Source organism: Paenibacillus sp. J22R98, assembly GCF_059383835.1.
In genome coordinates, this window is record NZ_JBXENW010000004.1 from 491,770 (window position 1) to 507,692 (window position 15,923).

Sequence of the window (15,923 nt, forward strand, 5' to 3'; positions counted from 1 at the left end):
CCTTACAACTAAAATTATTTACCTAAACAGAACTGAGAGAAAATTTGATCGATAAGCGAATCCGATACCGAATCACCTATTAATTCGCCTAATTGTTCCCATGCTGTACGTACATCAATTTGCACAATATCAATCGGAATCCCGATATCTGTCGCTTCCATTGCGTCTACAAGCGACTGACGGGCATGACCGAGTAACGTAATATGTCGAACATTGCTGACATAAGTCAAATCCGCAGACTCCAGTTCACCGCCGAAGAACATACGCTTAATGACATCTTCCAACGTTTCAAGACCCTGTTCGTGCAGAACCGACAAACGAACGATTTGCTCCTCGGAGAAAATCGCCTCAACCTCAGTAGTGTCCATCACAACAGGTAGATCCGTCTTGTTCAGTAACACAACAACAGGTCGATTTCGGAATTGCTCCATCAACAATCGATCATCCGGATGCAGCTCTTCATTCACATTCAGCACGAACAAGATCAGATCCGCTTCTTCGAGCGCCGAGCGCGATCGTTCAACCCCGATCCGTTCCACCACATCCGCAGTTTCGCGGATGCCGGCGGTATCCAACAATCGCAGCGGAATGCCGCCGAGCGTTACGTACTCTTCAATGACATCACGTGTAGTACCCGGTATGTCCGTCACAATCGCTTTATTTTCCTGTACAAGCGCATTCAGCAGCGAAGATTTGCCGACATTGGGCCGGCCAACAATTGCCGTCATAATGCCTTCTCTTAATATCTTGCCTTCGCTTGCCGTTTTTAACAATCGATCGATTTCGGCACATGCCTCACCGCATCGTTCAAGGATGTAGTCACTCGTCATTGAGGCCACATCATGCTCCGGATAATCGATATTCACTTCAATATGTGCAAGCAGCTCGATCAAATTATGACGAAGCGCTTTAACCTTCTTCGACAACATTCCTTCAGCTTGCTTCATCGCCACTGAGAATGCGCGGTCCGACTTTGAGCGGATCAGATCAATAACAGCCTCTGCCTGCGTCAAATCGATTCTCCCATTAAGGAAAGCACGCTTCGTGAACTCACCTGGCTCTGCGATCCGAACGTCGCCAGAACGAAGCAACAGCTCCAGGACACGTTTTACCGCGACAACACCGCCGTGCGTACTAAGTTCAACGACATCTTCCGCCGTAAATGAGCGCGGACCCCTCATAATCGTCAGCAAAATCTCTTCTACGACTTCGCCGCTGATGGGATCCACAATATGCCCATAGTGGACGGTATGCGAATCAGCTGTGACAATATTCGATTTGGATCGGAAATGTTTTGCACTTTCAGCAACCGCCTCAGGTCCACTTACCCGTATAACGGCAATGCCGCCCTCTCCGACAGCAGTCGAAATGGCGGCAATCGTGTCTTGAATCATCATGTTATTTTCCCTCATATTTAAAAAAATGAGCAATGACCATTAAAGAGCCATTGCTGAAAAAGAGCTGTATGCATCTACTTAAGCGTAATCACAACACGGCGATTAGGTTCATCGCCTTTACTAAATGTTTTAACCTTGGCGTGGTTCTGTAATTGCGAGTGAATGATCTTCCGCTCGTGCGGGGACATCGGTTCCAGTACAACTTCCTTACGAGTACGGATAACATGTCCCGCCAACCGATCGGATAAATCTTCAAGCGTCTTCCGTCGACGCTCGCGAAAATCTTCCGCATCAAGCACAATGCGAAGATGGCTGTTGGAATAACGGTTGGCCACGATATTGACCAGGTATTGCAATGCGTCAAGCGTTTGGCCTCGACGTCCGATCAGCATGCCAAGATCGCCGCTTCCCGATAACGCGAGGGTTAAACCGTCTTTCGAATCGTTACGAGCAATCGTAATGTCAAGCCCCATCGTTCTTGCCACTTCGGTGATGAATCGTTCCGTTTCAAGGAGCGGATCTTTGGCTGCTGCAGCAGTAACCGATGGCGTCTTCACCTGTTCAATCACAGGTACAAGAACGAGCTCCACTTTCGCAGCTCGTGCACCAATCAGGCCGAATAAACCTTTGGACGGTTTCTCCAGAACAGTTACATTAACGCGATCCACTGACACTTGCAATTCCGTTAAACCATTTTGTACAGCATCTTCGATCGTTTTGCCCGATGCTACGATTTTCTTCATTTCGCAGGTACACTCTCCTTGCCCTTAGGTGAGTTGCGTACATATAGGAAATAGTTTTGCACAATCGTGTAGATATTGCTGAATACCCAGTAAAGCGGCAATGCAGCCGGGAAGGACAACGCCATAACGAAGATCAATACCGGGAAAATCATCATAATCCCTTGCATTGCTGGCATTGTTTTCTGCTGGGACGACATCATCTTAGACTGAACGAACGTAGTGATGGCAGCCAAGATCGGCAACACATAAGTATGGTCCTTCTGTCCAAGTTCCAGCCACAGGAATGTATGCTCACGAATGTTTTCATTCATATAAATCGAATTGTACAGCGCAATGAAAATCGGCATTTGCACGAGCAGCGGTAAACAACCTGCAAGCGGGTTAACTTTGTGCTGTTGGAACAGCTTCATCGTTTCTTCCTGCTGCTTTTGTGGATTGTCCTTATGCTTCTCTTTCAATTTCGCAAGCTCCGGCTGCAATGCCTGCATCGCCTTCGAGCTGCGGTATTGTTTAATCGTAAGCGGGAGAATCAACGTTCTGACGATGACAACCATTAGCAAGATCGCAATGCCATATTCGCCGCCGAACCATTTGGCAAAATGCTCAAGTACTAATGAGAAATAGTACACTACATTTCTTTGCCAGAAGTTGCCGTGCTCCAGATCAGCCATGGATACTGGATGAGTGGCTGAAGAGCAACCGCTCAGAAAAAGCATGACCGCAATTAATGCAATTGCCGTCAGCCATGTTCGTTTCGAAATACGGGACAACATGTAAATCTCCTCTCTGCATACCGATAGCGTAAGGTCCATAAACAAGGACCACTTACATTTTCATATTCACGTAAACTATATCACATTTTATGGCACAAAGAAACAAGCCTCCTGCTCACGTAAAAGCGATTACACGCCTTAACGCGAAGTCTTCAGAAGCCCTGCTCGTTTCAATACGTGAAGCATGCTTTTTTCGAGTTCTTTCAACTCAAGACCTACTGCCGGCTTCCTCACAATGACGATCAAATCGAGCTGCCCAGTTATACGGTCCTTCTGCCCTCGGACAATTTCTTTCACAAGACGCCGCATTCGATTGCGAACGACGGCATTCCCGATCTTCTTGCTCGCCGATACGCCTAGTCGTAATGGATCCGCCTGCAGCTGGCGCGACCAATAAACGACAAACTGGCTGTTTGCGAATGATTTGCCGTTCCGATAAATCCGGCTGAAATCTTCGCGGTTACGCAATCGCAATTTTCTTTGCACGGGTACACCTTCACCGGACCTTTATTTATATATAAGAAAGCTAAGATTCTCTTGCCCACGCATCTTCCTCTATAAATGCTACGTGAACAATCGTCTCTCCCTCATTAAAGGAAGCGCACATTCGTTCTTCTTCCTCTATTCTTGCCGTAAAAAAGAAAAAAAGACCACGTAGTGTGGTCTTAAGGTTTACGCGCTCAATACTTTTCTTCCACGTTGACGGCGGGCGCTTAGCACTTTACGTCCGTTTGCGGAAGCCATGCGTTTACGGAAACCATGAACTTTCTTGCGTTTGCTTACGTTCGGTCTGAATGTCGGTCTCATTATCAATGCACCTCCTATACCTTACTCAAATCACCTTGCATATTTACTATTTCTATCGTCTGGCGCGATTAGCGATCATCAGTTTTTTCTTAGCGTGAACAGCTGCGCAGCCGAGATAGTCAAACCACGAGCGTCCATCGGTGAAAAAACGCCTTTTTCAATTAAACCATGTAGGTACCCAAAAGTCAACCAGAAACAGCTGTGGGAAGAGTCTCCAGAGCCAGGCTGTGGATAAAAGTATAAACAGGGCCTTTAGGTTGATAATTTAATAACATGTGGATGAATTTATCGGAGATTCCCGCATTATGTCGAATTGGTAACAAGATATAAACAATATCTAGTGTTGTCGATAACTCTTATACACAACCTATAGAATTTGTGGATAAAATCGGCGGAATCGTTGAATATCAAGGGTTATTTTGCTATGATGATTATGTTTTCTATGTGGATGACTCCAACTCCCCCTCAACATTATCAACACCCTGTGGATAACAATGTGAACAACATTCATCCCCTTTTGATAATTTTTATGCACCCATCCTTAATAATGTGGATGAAATTGATCAGAAAGCCCGATGTTTCGACATCAGTAGCACGACCGCGCCGTTTTCGGTGAATTGGATAAGGAGTGACAATCTGTGGATAGCCATACGCACGAAATGTGGCAACAGGTGCTGTCGATCATTCAAACGAAGCTCAGCAAGCCAAGTTTCGACACTTGGTTTAAAGCGACTAAGGCTTCGTTTAGTGGTGATTCTACTGTCATTGTGACAGCGCCGACGACTTTTGCAGCCGAATGGCTCGAAAGCCGGTATACAAAGCTTGTGCGGACCACACTGCAGGAATTTATGGGGCGCCAATATGACATTAAATTCGTCATTGAAGAGAATAAGCCGCCTGAGCCAGCAGAAATCCAACCAATCATAATGCCAACCGTGCATGTCGGGCCGGAAGAGCCCTACACGCATATGCTTAACCCCAAATATATGTTCGACACGTTCGTCATCGGCGCCAATAATCGGTTTGCCCATGCCGCCTCTTTAGCTGTGGCCGAAGCACCGGCGAAGGCTTACAATCCGCTGTTCTTATACGGCGGCGTCGGACTAGGCAAGACGCATTTAATGCATGCGATCGGGCATTATATTTTGGAACATAACCCTAATACACGGGTTCTTTATTTATCCTCCGAGAAATTTACGAATGAGTTCATCAATGCCATTCGGGACAACAAAGGCGAGAGTTTCCGCAACAAATACCGAAACATTGATGTGCTGCTCATTGATGATATACAGTTCCTGGCCGGCAAAGAACAAACGCAAGAAGAGTTTTTCCATACTTTTAACGCGCTGCATGAGGAACGTAAGCAAATCGTAATTTCGAGTGACCGACCGCCCAAAGAAATTCCAACCCTAGAGGAACGGCTTCGTTCCCGGTTTGAATGGGGCTTAATAACGGACATTCAGCCGCCCGACTTGGAGACGCGGATCGCGATCCTGCGTAAGAAAGCGAAAGCGGAGAACCTGGACATCCCGAATGAAGCCATGGTCTACATCGCCAGCCAAATCGACACGAACATTCGAGAGCTGGAAGGCGCATTAATCCGCGTCGTAGCTTATTCTTCACTCATTAATGAAGACATCTCGTCCCATTTGGCGGCAGAAGCACTTAAAGATATTATTCCATCAAGCCGGCCAAAAATGATCACGATGCAGGATATCCAGCAAAAAGTTGGGGAGCTTTATGGGCTCAAGCTGGAGGAGTTTAAAGCGCGTAAGCGTACGAAGGCAGTTGCGTTCCCGAGACAAATCGCGATGTATCTATCCCGAGAGTTAACGGATTACTCGCTGCCTAAGATCGGGGAAGCGTTCGGTGGACGTGACCATACAACCGTCATCCATGCGCACGAGAAAATTACGCAGCAGCTGAAAGTGGATTCGGAGCTCTACAAAATCGTTCAAACGTTAACGGATAAAATTAAAAATCACACGTAAATACGAAGACTGTGGATATAGCCCAAAAAGTTATACACTTCTTCAACATTTCATCAGCAAGCCTATGCACACGCTATACACATGTGGATAGGCTTGCTTTATCCGTGTTTGAACCACTTATCCACATATTCAGGGCCCCTACTACGACTTCTACTAATATCTTTAAATAAACATCATCAAATATAGGTGACAACGCAGCCTCCTCAATCGCCGCCTTGATCCCTGCAATATAGGAGTGACATTCATGAAATTAACCATTCGAAAAGATCAATTAAACGACGCAATTCAACAAGTTTCCAAAGCAACTTCCAGCAGACCGGCAATTCCGATTCTCGGCGGTATCAAAATCGACGTTACTCACCAAGGTGTAACACTTACCGCCAGCGATACCGATATTTCAATTCAAAGCTTTATTCCTGTTGAGAACGGTGAATTTGTAATCGCAAAAGTACAGAAACCGGGCAGCGTTGTACTCCCGGCTAAATTTTTTGTAGAAATCGTGAAGAAACTTCCGTCGGATGATCTCGAAATTGAAGTGAAAGACCACCACCAAACGATGATTCGTTCCGGCTCAACCGATATTCAAATGGTTGGCCTTGATCCCGAAGAATTCCCGATTCTTCCGACAATCGAACAAAGTGAGAATATCTCCGTTCCCGGCGATTTGCTGAAATCGATGATCCGCCAAACGGTTTTCGCAGCTTCTACGAGTGAACAAACGCCGATTTTGACCGGTGCGCTCTGGAATTTGCAAGAAGGCCAGCTAAAATTCGTTGCAACGGACCGTCATCGTCTAGCAAGCCGAACAGCCGTTGTCGAAACGCCTGAAAACTACCGTTTTTCCAATGTTGTTATTTCCGGTAAGACGCTAAACGAGTTATCCAAGCTCATTCCGGACGATCATACACATGTGGATATCGTTGTAGCGGATAATCAAGTGCTCTTCAAAGTCGGTAATGTGTTGTTCTACTCGCGTATTTTGGACGGGACCTATCCCGACACTTCTAAAATTATTCCGCAGCAGTTCAAAACAGAACTCGTTCTTCATACAAAAAAATTGACGGATGCGATCGATCGCGCCTATTTGATGTCGCGTGAAGAGAAAACCAACATTGTTCGCCTTATTTCGGATGAAGACGGCACAATCGAAATTTCCTCGAGCTCCACAGAACTCGGCCGCGTAACGGAGAAACTGGATGCGAAAGAAATGAATGGTGAGCAGCTACGCATCGCTTTTAACTCCAAATACATGCTTGATGCACTGAAAGTTATCGATAGCGAATATTTGTTTATCGGATTTAACGGCGCAATGAGTCCGATCATCATTAAGCCGACTGACCATCCGCATAGCCTGCACCTCATCTTGCCTTACCGGACGACAGGCTAAAGAAGGAGAATGAAACGATGAAAGAGATTGGGATTTCGACAGAGTATATTGCACTGGGACAGTTCCTCAAACTGTCGGATTGTATCGATTCCGGGGGGGCAGCGAAATTCTTCTTACAGGAGAACGAGGTGCTAATCAACGGAGAGCCGGACGACCGCCGCGGTCGCAAATTGTATACCGGCGATAAGATTGACGTGAAAGGATTCGGCAGCTTTACGATCGTGAAACGGTAATGCAGCAAGCAAATCGGCTTGTCAGCAGTAACCGGGGGGCATACAAGTGCGTTTAACAACTATTCAATTGCAGCATTATCGCAATTATGAGCATATTGAGCTTGCGACTGACAGCCAGGTCAACCTGTTTGTCGGTCGTAATGCACAAGGCAAAACCAACCTGCTGGAAGCGATATTTGTGCTAGCTTTGACGAAGTCTCACCGTACGAGCAAGGACAAGGAGTTAATCGGCTGGCAATCTTCTGAAGCGCGGATCCGGGGTGAAGTGGAGAAACGATACGGTCCGCTCACATTGGATCTGTCTTTGTCTACACAGGGGAAGAAAGCGAAGATTAACGGGCTTGAGCAGCGCAAACTAAGTGAATTTGTCGGCTCGCTTAATGTCGTGATGTTCGCGCCGGAGGATTTGGAAATCGTAAAAGGTACGCCGGGCATCCGAAGGCGGTTTCTGGATATGGAAATCGGCCAGGTTCAGCCCGGTTATTTGCATGCACTGGGTCAATACAGCAAAGTGCTTGTGCAGCGCAATAATTACTTGAAAACAGCATCGCCCGGCAATGCCAATCAGGCGATGATGGAAGTCTGGAATATGCAGCTTGCAGAGTACGGTGTTAAAATTGTGAAAAAAAGGCAAAACTTCATAGAGAAGCTGCAGAAGTGGGCACAGCACATTCATGCAGGCATAACAGCCGGCGCAGAAGAGCTGACAATCGTGTATCGTCCTTCTTTCGAAAGCGACTCAACCGAAGATGAATCTATATTATTTGAGCAATTTATGATAAAGTTAACACAAGTAAAGGAACAGGAGCTTCGTCGTGGTATGACGCTCGTTGGTCCTCATCGTGATGACATGGCCTTTTTTATAAATGGCAAAGAAGCCTCTGTATATGGGTCACAGGGCCAGCAGCGAACGACAGCTTTATCGCTCAAGTTAGCTGAGATTGAACTTATCCATGAAGAAATCGGCGAGTATCCTCTGCTGCTGCTCGATGATGTTTTATCTGAGCTCGACCAGCACAGGCAGACGCAGCTTATAGAGACTTTTCAAAGTAAAGTGCAGACCTTTATTACGACGACCGGGCTTGAAAGCGTCAATATTAGCAAGCTCCATGATTCCCGCGTGTACCAGGTGAAGGATGGTCGTGTCGAACAATAAGCCTTAAGGCGTTGCCTATGAGAGGTGGAGGCTATGTACATTCATTTGGGCGGAGAAAAAATTATTCGTGCTACAGAGCTCGTAGCTATATTTGATATCTCAATCGAGCAGTCCTCCAAGCTGTCCAAGCAATTCGTCGCACAGGCTCGGAAGCGCAAAGACGTTGAAGTTATAGGAGAAGAAGAAGCGAAATCCATTGTAGTGACCGAGCATAAGATCTACTATTCGCCGATTTCATCCTCAACGCTGAAGAAACGATCGCACCATTTTGCGACCAACTAGCGTCGCACAACGGGAATTGATATTGCAGCATTAGATGCGGCAAGAGTAGTTGAGAGGAGCAGTGAAATTGAGCATGTCGTCGAACCAGAATACGTATGATGAAAGTCAGATTCAGGTACTTGAAGGATTAGAGGCGGTACGTAAACGCCCCGGTATGTATATAGGCTCTACCAGCGGCAAAGGGCTTCACCATCTCGTATGGGAAGTCGTTGACAATAGTATTGACGAAGCACTAGCTGGATATTGTAATCGCATTGAAGTCACCATTCATGAAGATAACAGTATCACTGTCGTCGATAACGGCCGCGGTATCCCGGTCGGAGAGAACGTGAAACTGAAGAAATCGACTCTCGAAGTGGTTATGACCGTTCTTCATGCAGGCGGTAAGTTTGGCGGCGAGGGTTATAAAGTGTCCGGCGGTTTGCATGGCGTTGGTATTTCCGTCGTGAATGCGTTGTCTGAGCATGTAGAGGTGACCGTTAAGCGGGAAGGTCATATTCATAGACAAGAGTATCGTCGCGGCGTACCGCAGTACGATCTCAAAGTAATCGGCGATACCGATGAAACCGGTACAACGACTCGTTTCAAACCGGATCCGGAGATTTTCACAGAGACGTTAGTTTATGAGTATGAGATATTGCAATCTCGTATTCGCGAGCTTGCATTTTTGAATAAAGGAATTGAAATTGCGCTGCTTGATGAGCGGACAGGTGCAACCAATACGTACAAGTACGAAGGCGGGATTAACGAATTCGTTAAGTATTTGAACCGTAATCGTGAAGCATTGCATGAGCAGCCAATTTACGTAGAAGGCTCCAAGGACAACATCCACGTGGAAGTAGCTTTGCAGTATAACGATAGCTACACAGAGAACATCTACTCGTTCGCCAACAACATCAATACGCATGAGGGCGGTACGCACGAGTCCGGCTTCAAGAGTGCCCTGACTCGCATTATTAACGAGTATTCCCGCAAAATGAATGCAATTAAAGAAAGCGACTCCAATCTGTCCGGTGACGATGTTCGTGAAGGCTTGACTGCGATTATTTCCGTTAAGATTCCGGAGCCGCAGTTTGAAGGTCAAACGAAAACAAAGCTAGGCAACAGTGAAGTGCGGGGGATTGTCGAATCCTTCTTCGCGGAGAAGTTCCAAGAGTTCTTGAATGAGAATCCGGCTGTTTCGAAGAAAATCATCGAGAAGGGCCTTCAAGCAGCGCGTGCGCGTGAAGCAGCTCGTAAAGCCCGTGAATTAACTCGTCGTAAGAGTGCACTTGAAGTGAGCGCATTGCCGGGTAAATTGGCGGATTGCTCCTCGAAGGATGCTTCAATCAGTGAAATCTACATCGTAGAGGGTGACTCTGCGGGTGGATCGGCTAAACAAGGCCGTGATCGTCATTACCAAGCGATTTTGCCGCTCCGGGGTAAAATTTTGAACGTTGAGCGGGCGCGTCTGGACCGTATTTTATCCAATACGGAAATTCGTGCAATTATCACAGCGCTTGGTACGAGTATTGCCGATGATTTCGATATCTCCAAAGCTCGTTACCACAAAGTTATCATCATGACCGATGCTGATGTCGACGGTGCTCATATTCGTACATTGCTGCTCACCTTCTTCTTCCGCTACATGCGCAAAATTATCGAAGCCGGCTTCATCTACATCGCGCAGCCGCCGCTCTATAAGATCGAACGCAATAAAGTTGTTCGTTACGCGCAAAGTGAGAAAGAACGCGATGCCATCATCAGTGAATTCGGTGAAGGCGCGAAAGTCAATGTACAGCGTTATAAAGGTCTCGGAGAGATGAATGCATCGCAGCTGTGGGAGACGACTATGGATCCAGAGAGCCGTACGATGCTTCAGGTTACGATCGAGGATGCCATTGAGGCTGACAATATTTTCGAAACCCTTATGGGGGATAACGTCGAACCACGCCGTGAATTCATTCAAGAGTTCGCGAAGTATGTAAAGAACCTCGACGTATAGGATCTCATAAACAAACAAGCCGTCCGGCGTTTCGGGCGGCTTGTGTTATTTCTTTTTGCGATTATTTGCAGCGTGATAACGGTAAATGCGGCGGAAAATATCTTTATCCGGCAGTTTTCGGAAGATATAAGGATCAGGCATCGTGTTGACCTCAAGGATCCAAGGCCTGAAGGATTGATCAATGGCCAGATCCAGACCAATTTCTTTGATCCCGTTATATGAAGTCTCCATTTGCTGGGCAGTGATAACCCCAAGTTCAGCTAGCCATTCTTGATAGCTGGCAAGTTGCGCAATAGAAAGATGGGATCGCATCAGCTTCTCAAAAGGCATCGCAGTACCGCCATTATGACAGTTGGTTACGACTTTAGAGGGATCGCTGACTCTGCCGATGATACCGGTTGTTACCCATTGCTGCTTCAAGTTGCGCTGAACCATCACGCGGACGTCGAATCTTCTTTTGTCATAGGTAAGTAAATGAATGCCCTGCTGAATTAAATATTTGCGTCCGTGTATGACCTGCCCCAGTGATTGAGCCATGGCTTCGAATGAATGAAAACGTTGCAGCTTGGTTCCAAGCTGATAAGTGTACGTAGTATCACCTGTTTTCTCCACCCGAATGACGCCATTGCCGAATGTGCCGTGATCGGGTTTTACATAAACCATTTCAAATTCATCAAGCATTTGCTCAAGCTCAGACGTGCTCCATACTTGTGTCACCGGAATACGTTGACGCAATTCGTCCGAGTGCAGCAGTACTTTAGTTTTCTCCCATTTGCTTCTAACGCGTTGAATGGCCAACAAGGTCCCGCCTTCCAGAGGGATAATGGGTGGTGCATCGATGCCCCAGCATGCAGGAGACAGAGGCTGAAAACGATGTTATAATAGGGATAATGCCTATTTTTGCTTCTACGCAAGAAGCCCTAATAATCGCACGTTGATTCCCTCTTAGATTATGGTGGAGAACGGTGCATGGAGTGGGCGAATACCTACGTTTGCGAAAGTTTGTATTCAGGTGGATGCCTGAAGCAACTTTATTGCTGGTAAACGTTTAAGGTTGGCTGGATTGAGAAAAAACTATAATGGATTCTAGTATTCTGTTATACGAATTATCCCTGCTTTCGTGATGCGAACAACACTGTAATCGCATTCGAAGGCTCATGTTGATGTTATAAGCAACCCTAGGAGGTCAACGATGGCGGAAGAGAACAATCTGCAAGTAAGGGATCGCGATATCGGTACTGAGATGCGCGAATCGTTTATGGATTATGCAATGAGTATCATCGTTAGCCGCGCACTTCCGGATGTACGAGACGGACTGAAACCGGTTCACCGTCGGATTCTCTTTGCCATGTCCGAGCTTGGCATGTCTCCGGACAAGCCGTACAAGAAGTCGGCCAGAATCGTCGGCGAAGTAATCGGTAAGTACCATCCGCATGGTGACTCAGCAGTTTACGAGACCATGGTCCGGATGGCGCAGGATTTCTCGCTGCGTTATATGCTTATCGACGGTCATGGTAACTTCGGTTCCATTGACGGCGATATGGCTGCAGCTATGCGTTACACAGAGGCGCGTTTGTCCAAGATCGCGATGGAAATGCTTCGCGATATCAATAAAGAAACGGTCGATTACATTCCGAACTATGACGGCGAAGAGCATGAGCCGAAAGTACTTCCTGCCCGTTTCCCGAATCTCTTGGTAAATGGTTTGACGGGGATCGCAGTAGGTATGGCTACCAACATTCCGCCGCATAACTTGACTGAAGTTATCAATGGTGTACAGGCGCTTATTCAGAATCCTGATATCACTCCGATCGAACTGATGGATTATATCAAAGGTCCTGACTTCCCAACTGCCGGGTTCGTAATGGGACGCGAAGGGATGCGACAAGCTTATACAACAGGCCGCGGATCCGTTACCATGCGTGCACGCGCAACAATCGAGGAGAATGGTGGTAAAGCGCGGATTATCGTGCACGAGCTGCCTTACCAGGTTGTTAAAGCAAGACTTGTCGAGAAAATTGCAGAGCTTGTCCGCGAGAAGAAAATCGAGGGCATTACCGATCTGCGTGATGAGTCCGACCGTAACGGTATGCGTGTCGTTATTGAGCTTCGCCGTGATGTAACGCCTACAGTGGTACTAAACAATTTATACAAGCAAACGCAGATGCAGATGAACTTCGGGTTCAACATGCTTGCCCTTGTTAAAGGCGAACCGCGTACACTCAACTTGCGTGATATTTTGTATTACTATCTAGAGCATCAAATTGAAGTCATTCGCCGTCGTACGGAGTTTGACTTGAAGAAAGCAGAAGCTCGCGCTCACATTCTGGAAGGCTTGCGTATTGCACTTGATAATCTTGATGAAGTCATCAAGTTGATTCGTGCTTCGCAAACAACAGAAGAAGCAAGAGAAGGCTTGATTTCGCGCTTTAGCTTAAGCCTCGATCAAGCACAAGCCATTCTCGACATGCGTTTGCAGCGTCTGACAGGACTCGAGCGCGACAAGATCGAAGCCGAGTATGCTGAACTGCTTCGCAAAATTGCGGAATTCAAAGCGATTCTTGCTGATGAGCAGCTTGTTCTGCAAATCATCAACGAGGAACTTGAAGAAGTGAAAGAGAAATTCGGCGATGAGCGTCGTACGGAGCTAATGGCAAGCGAAGATGAGATCTTGGATGAAGATCTGATTCCGCGCGAAGATGTCATTATCTCGGTTACGCACTCCGGTTATGTGAAGCGTCTGCCGGTTACTACTTACCGCAGCCAGAAGCGGGGCGGCAAAGGCGTAATCGGAATGGATACGAAGGATACCGACTTTGTCGAGCATCTGTTTGTATCCAACACGCATCACTTCCTTCTCTTCTTTACGAATAAAGGAAAAGTGTACCGCCTGAAGGCTTATGAGATTCCGGATCTCAGCCGTACGGCACGTGGGACACCGATCATTAACCTGATTCAAATCGAGCAAGGAGAAACCGTTAATGCGGTTATCCCGGTTGAATCGTTCGAGCCGGATCGTTTCTTGTTCTTTGCAACGAAACAAGGCATCGTGAAGAAAACACCGCTCGATGACTATTCGAACATCCGTAAAGTTGGACTTATCGCGATTAATCTTCGCGATGATGATGATCTGATTGGCGTGAAGCTGACGGACGGAACGAAAGAAATCATCATGGGTACGAGCCAAGGGATGTCTATCCGATTCCCTGAGACTGATGTTCGTCCGATGGGGCGTTCGGCGACAGGGGTTAAAGGAATTAACTCGGATGACGACGACCAGGTAATCGGCATGGACGTTGTTGAGCCGGAGAACGAAGTATTGATCGTTACAGCCAATGGTTACGGTAAACGTACCCCAGTCAGTGAGTACCGGAGTCAGAGCCGTGGCGGTAAAGGGATCAAGACGCTTAATGTAACGGAGAGAAACGGATCGATTGTCAGCTTGAAAGTCGTGCAGAACGACGAAGATCTGATGATCATGACATCCGGAGGCACGCTCATTCGCATGAGCATGGCCGGCATCTCTACGATGGGCCGTAATACGCAAGGGGTTAGACTCATTAACATTCGGGATGATGACGCCGTTGCAACGGTTACTCGTGTAGCACGCAACGATGAGTCAGACAACAACGATGAAGAGTTAGAGGGCGAGGAGACAGAAGGCACGTCTTCCACCGAAGAAGAGTCATAAACCGGTACTATAATCGCAGGCATCGTGGAGGAGAACTATGGGGACAGTAGCGATTTCGCAAGTAAAGCTTGGGGACAAAATTGCACAAGACGTTCTCACCCCGCTTGGCAGTGTGCTTTTGCATAAAGGTAAAGTGGTAACTCCACGCGAGTATGATATATTGCATGCTTTCTTAGTACCCACTGTATGTATCGATACACCTGGGGAGAAGAAGGAAGCAGATGAATCCGCGCAAGAGAAAAGTCTGGAACAAGGCAAAGAAAGTTCTTCGAAATCGGGATTGATGGAGCAGTATGACCTAACGGTTGTGCTGCTCAAGAAAGTATTCAATCAGATGATGAGCGGAATGGCACTGCCGATTCTTGATTTGCGTAATCAGCTCGAAGCGCTGCTTGCACATAGTCATGAATATAAGATGATGACCTTCTCTCCGCAGAACGTCCCGAATGAGGATTATCTGTTTCATAAAAGCGTCATGTCGGCATTAAGCTGCTATATGCTCGCTCAGTGGAACAACCTCCCTAAGAAGGATTGGATGCAATCCGCGTTCGCCGGGCTGCTTCATGATATCGGCAACGCCAAGATAGACCGTAATATCCTCAATAAGCCGACGAAGCTGACAGCTGAGGAAGTAGAGGATATGAAACGGCATACCGTTCTCGGTTATCAGCTGCTTAAGAATGCTGCAGCTATCAATGAAGGTGTGAAGTTGGCAGCTCTTCAGCATCACGAACGCTATGACGGAAGCGGCTATCCGCTCGGTATCGGATCAGAGAAGATCCATCCTTATGCGAAGTTCGTAGCCATCTCTGATATCTTTAATGCCATGACGATGAAACGTGCCTACCGTAAAGCAACTTCGCCTTACTTAGTGCTCGAACAGCTGCTGCAGGACTCGTTTGGTAAGCTGGACCCTGCCTATGTACGGATCTTTATAGATAAGGCGACTCAGTTTAATAACGGAACAGTCGTACGCTTGAACGATGATCGTGTCGGTGAGATTGTTTTCTCAGACCGGAACCATCCGACAAGACCGTGGGTGTCTGTATCCGGATCGATCGTGAATCTGATCACCGAACGACAGCTCTATATAGAAGAAGTAATGTCGAGAAACAATAAATAAGATGATTTCGAAATAATGGTTGACCCGGTTTGTCGAACTGTGTTATATTACTCCTTGCCGCTTTTGAGGCAAAGAAATATAACACAGTTTTTTATTTGAAAGAATAAAAAAAGCTTGCAATCAGGTGAGCGAATGTGATATATTAATCAAGTCGCCGCTGAGAGATAGGCGCATAAAACACGAAGTATTTGTTCTTTGAAAACTGAACAATGAGCGACCAGTCAAATGGTCATAAATCGCGAAACGAACGTTTCGCAAAGCTAGTTTTTTGAATGAGCTAACAAGCGAATTCTTAAAAATGGCCAAGCCTTCGGGCTTACCACTTTTATGGAGAGTTTGATCCTGGCTCAGGACGA

15 protein-coding genes are annotated in these 15,923 nt (G+C 46.8%); 8 read left to right on the forward strand and 7 right to left on the reverse strand.

Annotation, left to right across the window (positions count from 1 at the left end):
* Positions 1-14: 14 nt before the first annotated feature.
* From mnmE to rpmH, 5 genes are all read right to left on the reverse strand, one after another.
* The gene (mnmE, locus tag AC50Y3_RS15540; protein ID WP_494819648.1) at positions 15-1,394 is read right to left on the reverse strand and encodes a tRNA uridine-5-carboxymethylaminomethyl(34) synthesis GTPase MnmE; all 1,380 of its coding nucleotides are present in this window, start codon (positions 1,392-1,394) and stop codon (positions 15-17) included.
* A gap of 77 nt (positions 1,395-1,471) precedes the next feature.
* Positions 1,472-2,140, reverse strand: coding sequence for an RNA-binding cell elongation regulator Jag/EloR (gene jag, locus AC50Y3_RS15545; RefSeq protein WP_494819617.1), 669 nt, complete (start codon positions 2,138-2,140; stop codon positions 1,472-1,474).
* A complete protein-coding gene (locus tag AC50Y3_RS15550; protein WP_494819618.1) occupies positions 2,137-2,913 on the reverse strand; it encodes a YidC/Oxa1 family membrane protein insertase in 777 nt (258 codons plus the stop codon). Before AC50Y3_RS15550 ends, jag begins: the two co-directional genes overlap by 4 nt.
* Before the next feature lie 138 nt (positions 2,914-3,051).
* Complete coding sequence (rnpA, locus tag AC50Y3_RS15555) at positions 3,052-3,399, reverse strand: ribonuclease P protein component (RefSeq protein WP_091224661.1); 348 nt, start codon at positions 3,397-3,399, stop codon at positions 3,052-3,054.
* A gap of 186 nt (positions 3,400-3,585) precedes the next feature.
* The gene (gene rpmH / locus AC50Y3_RS15560; RefSeq protein ID WP_090574515.1) at positions 3,586-3,720 is read right to left on the reverse strand and encodes a 50S ribosomal protein L34; all 135 of its coding nucleotides are present in this window, start codon (positions 3,718-3,720) and stop codon (positions 3,586-3,588) included.
* Between the two features lie 638 nt (positions 3,721-4,358).
* On the opposite strand from rpmH, the gene dnaA reads away from it, so the two are divergent.
* The 6 genes from dnaA to gyrB all read left to right on the forward strand — a co-directional run bounded on the left by dnaA (position 4,359) and on the right by gyrB (position 10,753).
* Positions 4,359-5,711, forward strand: a complete 1,353-nt coding sequence (dnaA, locus tag AC50Y3_RS15565; protein WP_091224660.1) for a chromosomal replication initiator protein DnaA — start codon at positions 4,359-4,361, stop codon at positions 5,709-5,711.
* Positions 5,712-5,955: 244 nt separating this feature from the next.
* Positions 5,956-7,098: a DNA polymerase III subunit beta gene (dnaN, locus tag AC50Y3_RS15570; protein WP_494819619.1), complete on the forward strand. Its 1,143-nt coding sequence runs from the start codon at positions 5,956-5,958 to the stop codon at positions 7,096-7,098.
* 17 nt (positions 7,099-7,115) lie between these two features.
* Positions 7,116-7,331, forward strand: coding sequence for a S4 domain-containing protein YaaA (gene yaaA, locus AC50Y3_RS15575; RefSeq protein ID WP_090980644.1), 216 nt, complete (start codon positions 7,116-7,118; stop codon positions 7,329-7,331).
* A 46-nt stretch (positions 7,332-7,377) separates the two neighbouring features.
* Positions 7,378-8,487 (forward strand): DNA replication/repair protein RecF, encoded by a 1,110-nt coding sequence (gene recF, locus AC50Y3_RS15580; protein WP_494819620.1) that lies wholly within the window; start codon positions 7,378-7,380, stop codon positions 8,485-8,487.
* Between the two features lie 33 nt (positions 8,488-8,520).
* On the forward strand, positions 8,521-8,769 hold the full coding sequence (remB, locus tag AC50Y3_RS15585) for an extracellular matrix regulator RemB (RefSeq protein WP_090980648.1): 249 nt from the start codon (positions 8,521-8,523) through the stop codon (positions 8,767-8,769).
* A gap of 73 nt (positions 8,770-8,842) precedes the next feature.
* A complete protein-coding gene (gene gyrB / locus AC50Y3_RS15590) occupies positions 8,843-10,753 on the forward strand; it encodes a DNA topoisomerase (ATP-hydrolyzing) subunit B (RefSeq protein WP_494819621.1) in 1,911 nt (636 codons plus the stop codon).
* A gap of 45 nt (positions 10,754-10,798) precedes the next feature.
* Here gyrB and AC50Y3_RS15595 read toward each other — a convergent pair whose 3' ends face one another.
* On the reverse strand, positions 10,799-11,551 hold the full coding sequence (locus AC50Y3_RS15595) for a YheC/YheD family protein (RefSeq protein WP_494819622.1): 753 nt from the start codon (positions 11,549-11,551) through the stop codon (positions 10,799-10,801).
* A gap of 394 nt (positions 11,552-11,945) precedes the next feature.
* Here AC50Y3_RS15595 and gyrA point away from each other — a divergent pair, with 394 nt between their 5' ends.
* On the forward strand, positions 11,946-14,444 hold the full coding sequence (gene gyrA, locus AC50Y3_RS15600) for a DNA gyrase subunit A (protein WP_494819623.1): 2,499 nt from the start codon (positions 11,946-11,948) through the stop codon (positions 14,442-14,444).
* A 37-nt stretch (positions 14,445-14,481) separates the two neighbouring features.
* A complete protein-coding gene (locus tag AC50Y3_RS15605; protein ID WP_494819624.1) occupies positions 14,482-15,567 on the forward strand; it encodes an HD-GYP domain-containing protein in 1,086 nt (361 codons plus the stop codon).
* A 120-nt stretch (positions 15,568-15,687) separates the two neighbouring features.
* On the opposite strand, the gene AC50Y3_RS15610 is transcribed toward AC50Y3_RS15605, so the two are convergent.
* A partial coding sequence (locus AC50Y3_RS15610) for a hypothetical protein (protein WP_494819625.1) occupies positions 15,688-15,923 on the reverse strand: 236 nt, incomplete at its 5' end.

Excerpts from the sequence above, each read along its gene's own strand:
- dnaN (WP_494819619.1), top strand. The coding sequence starts at position 5,956 with ATGAAATTAACCATTCGAAAAGATCAATTAAACGACGCAATTCAACAA.
- gyrA (WP_494819623.1), top strand. The coding sequence starts at position 11,946 with ATGGCGGAAGAGAACAATCTGCAAGTAAGGGATCGCGATATCGGTACT.
- AC50Y3_RS15605 (WP_494819624.1), top strand. The coding sequence starts at position 14,482 with ATGGGGACAGTAGCGATTTCGCAAGTAAAGCTTGGGGACAAAATTGCA.
- AC50Y3_RS15550 (WP_494819618.1), bottom strand. The coding sequence starts at position 2,913 with ATGTTGTCCCGTATTTCGAAACGAACATGGCTGACGGCAATTGCATTA.
- mnmE (WP_494819648.1), bottom strand. The coding sequence starts at position 1,394 with ATGATTCAAGACACGATTGCCGCCATTTCGACTGCTGTCGGAGAGGGC.
- remB (WP_090980648.1), top strand. The coding sequence starts at position 8,521 with ATGTACATTCATTTGGGCGGAGAAAAAATTATTCGTGCTACAGAGCTC.
- jag (WP_494819617.1), bottom strand. The coding sequence starts at position 2,140 with ATGAAGAAAATCGTAGCATCGGGCAAAACGATCGAAGATGCTGTACAA.
- yaaA (WP_090980644.1), top strand. The coding sequence starts at position 7,116 with ATGAAAGAGATTGGGATTTCGACAGAGTATATTGCACTGGGACAGTTC.
- rpmH (WP_090574515.1), bottom strand. The coding sequence starts at position 3,720 with ATGAGACCGACATTCAGACCGAACGTAAGCAAACGCAAGAAAGTTCAT.
- gyrB (WP_494819621.1), top strand. The coding sequence starts at position 8,843 with ATGTCGTCGAACCAGAATACGTATGATGAAAGTCAGATTCAGGTACTT.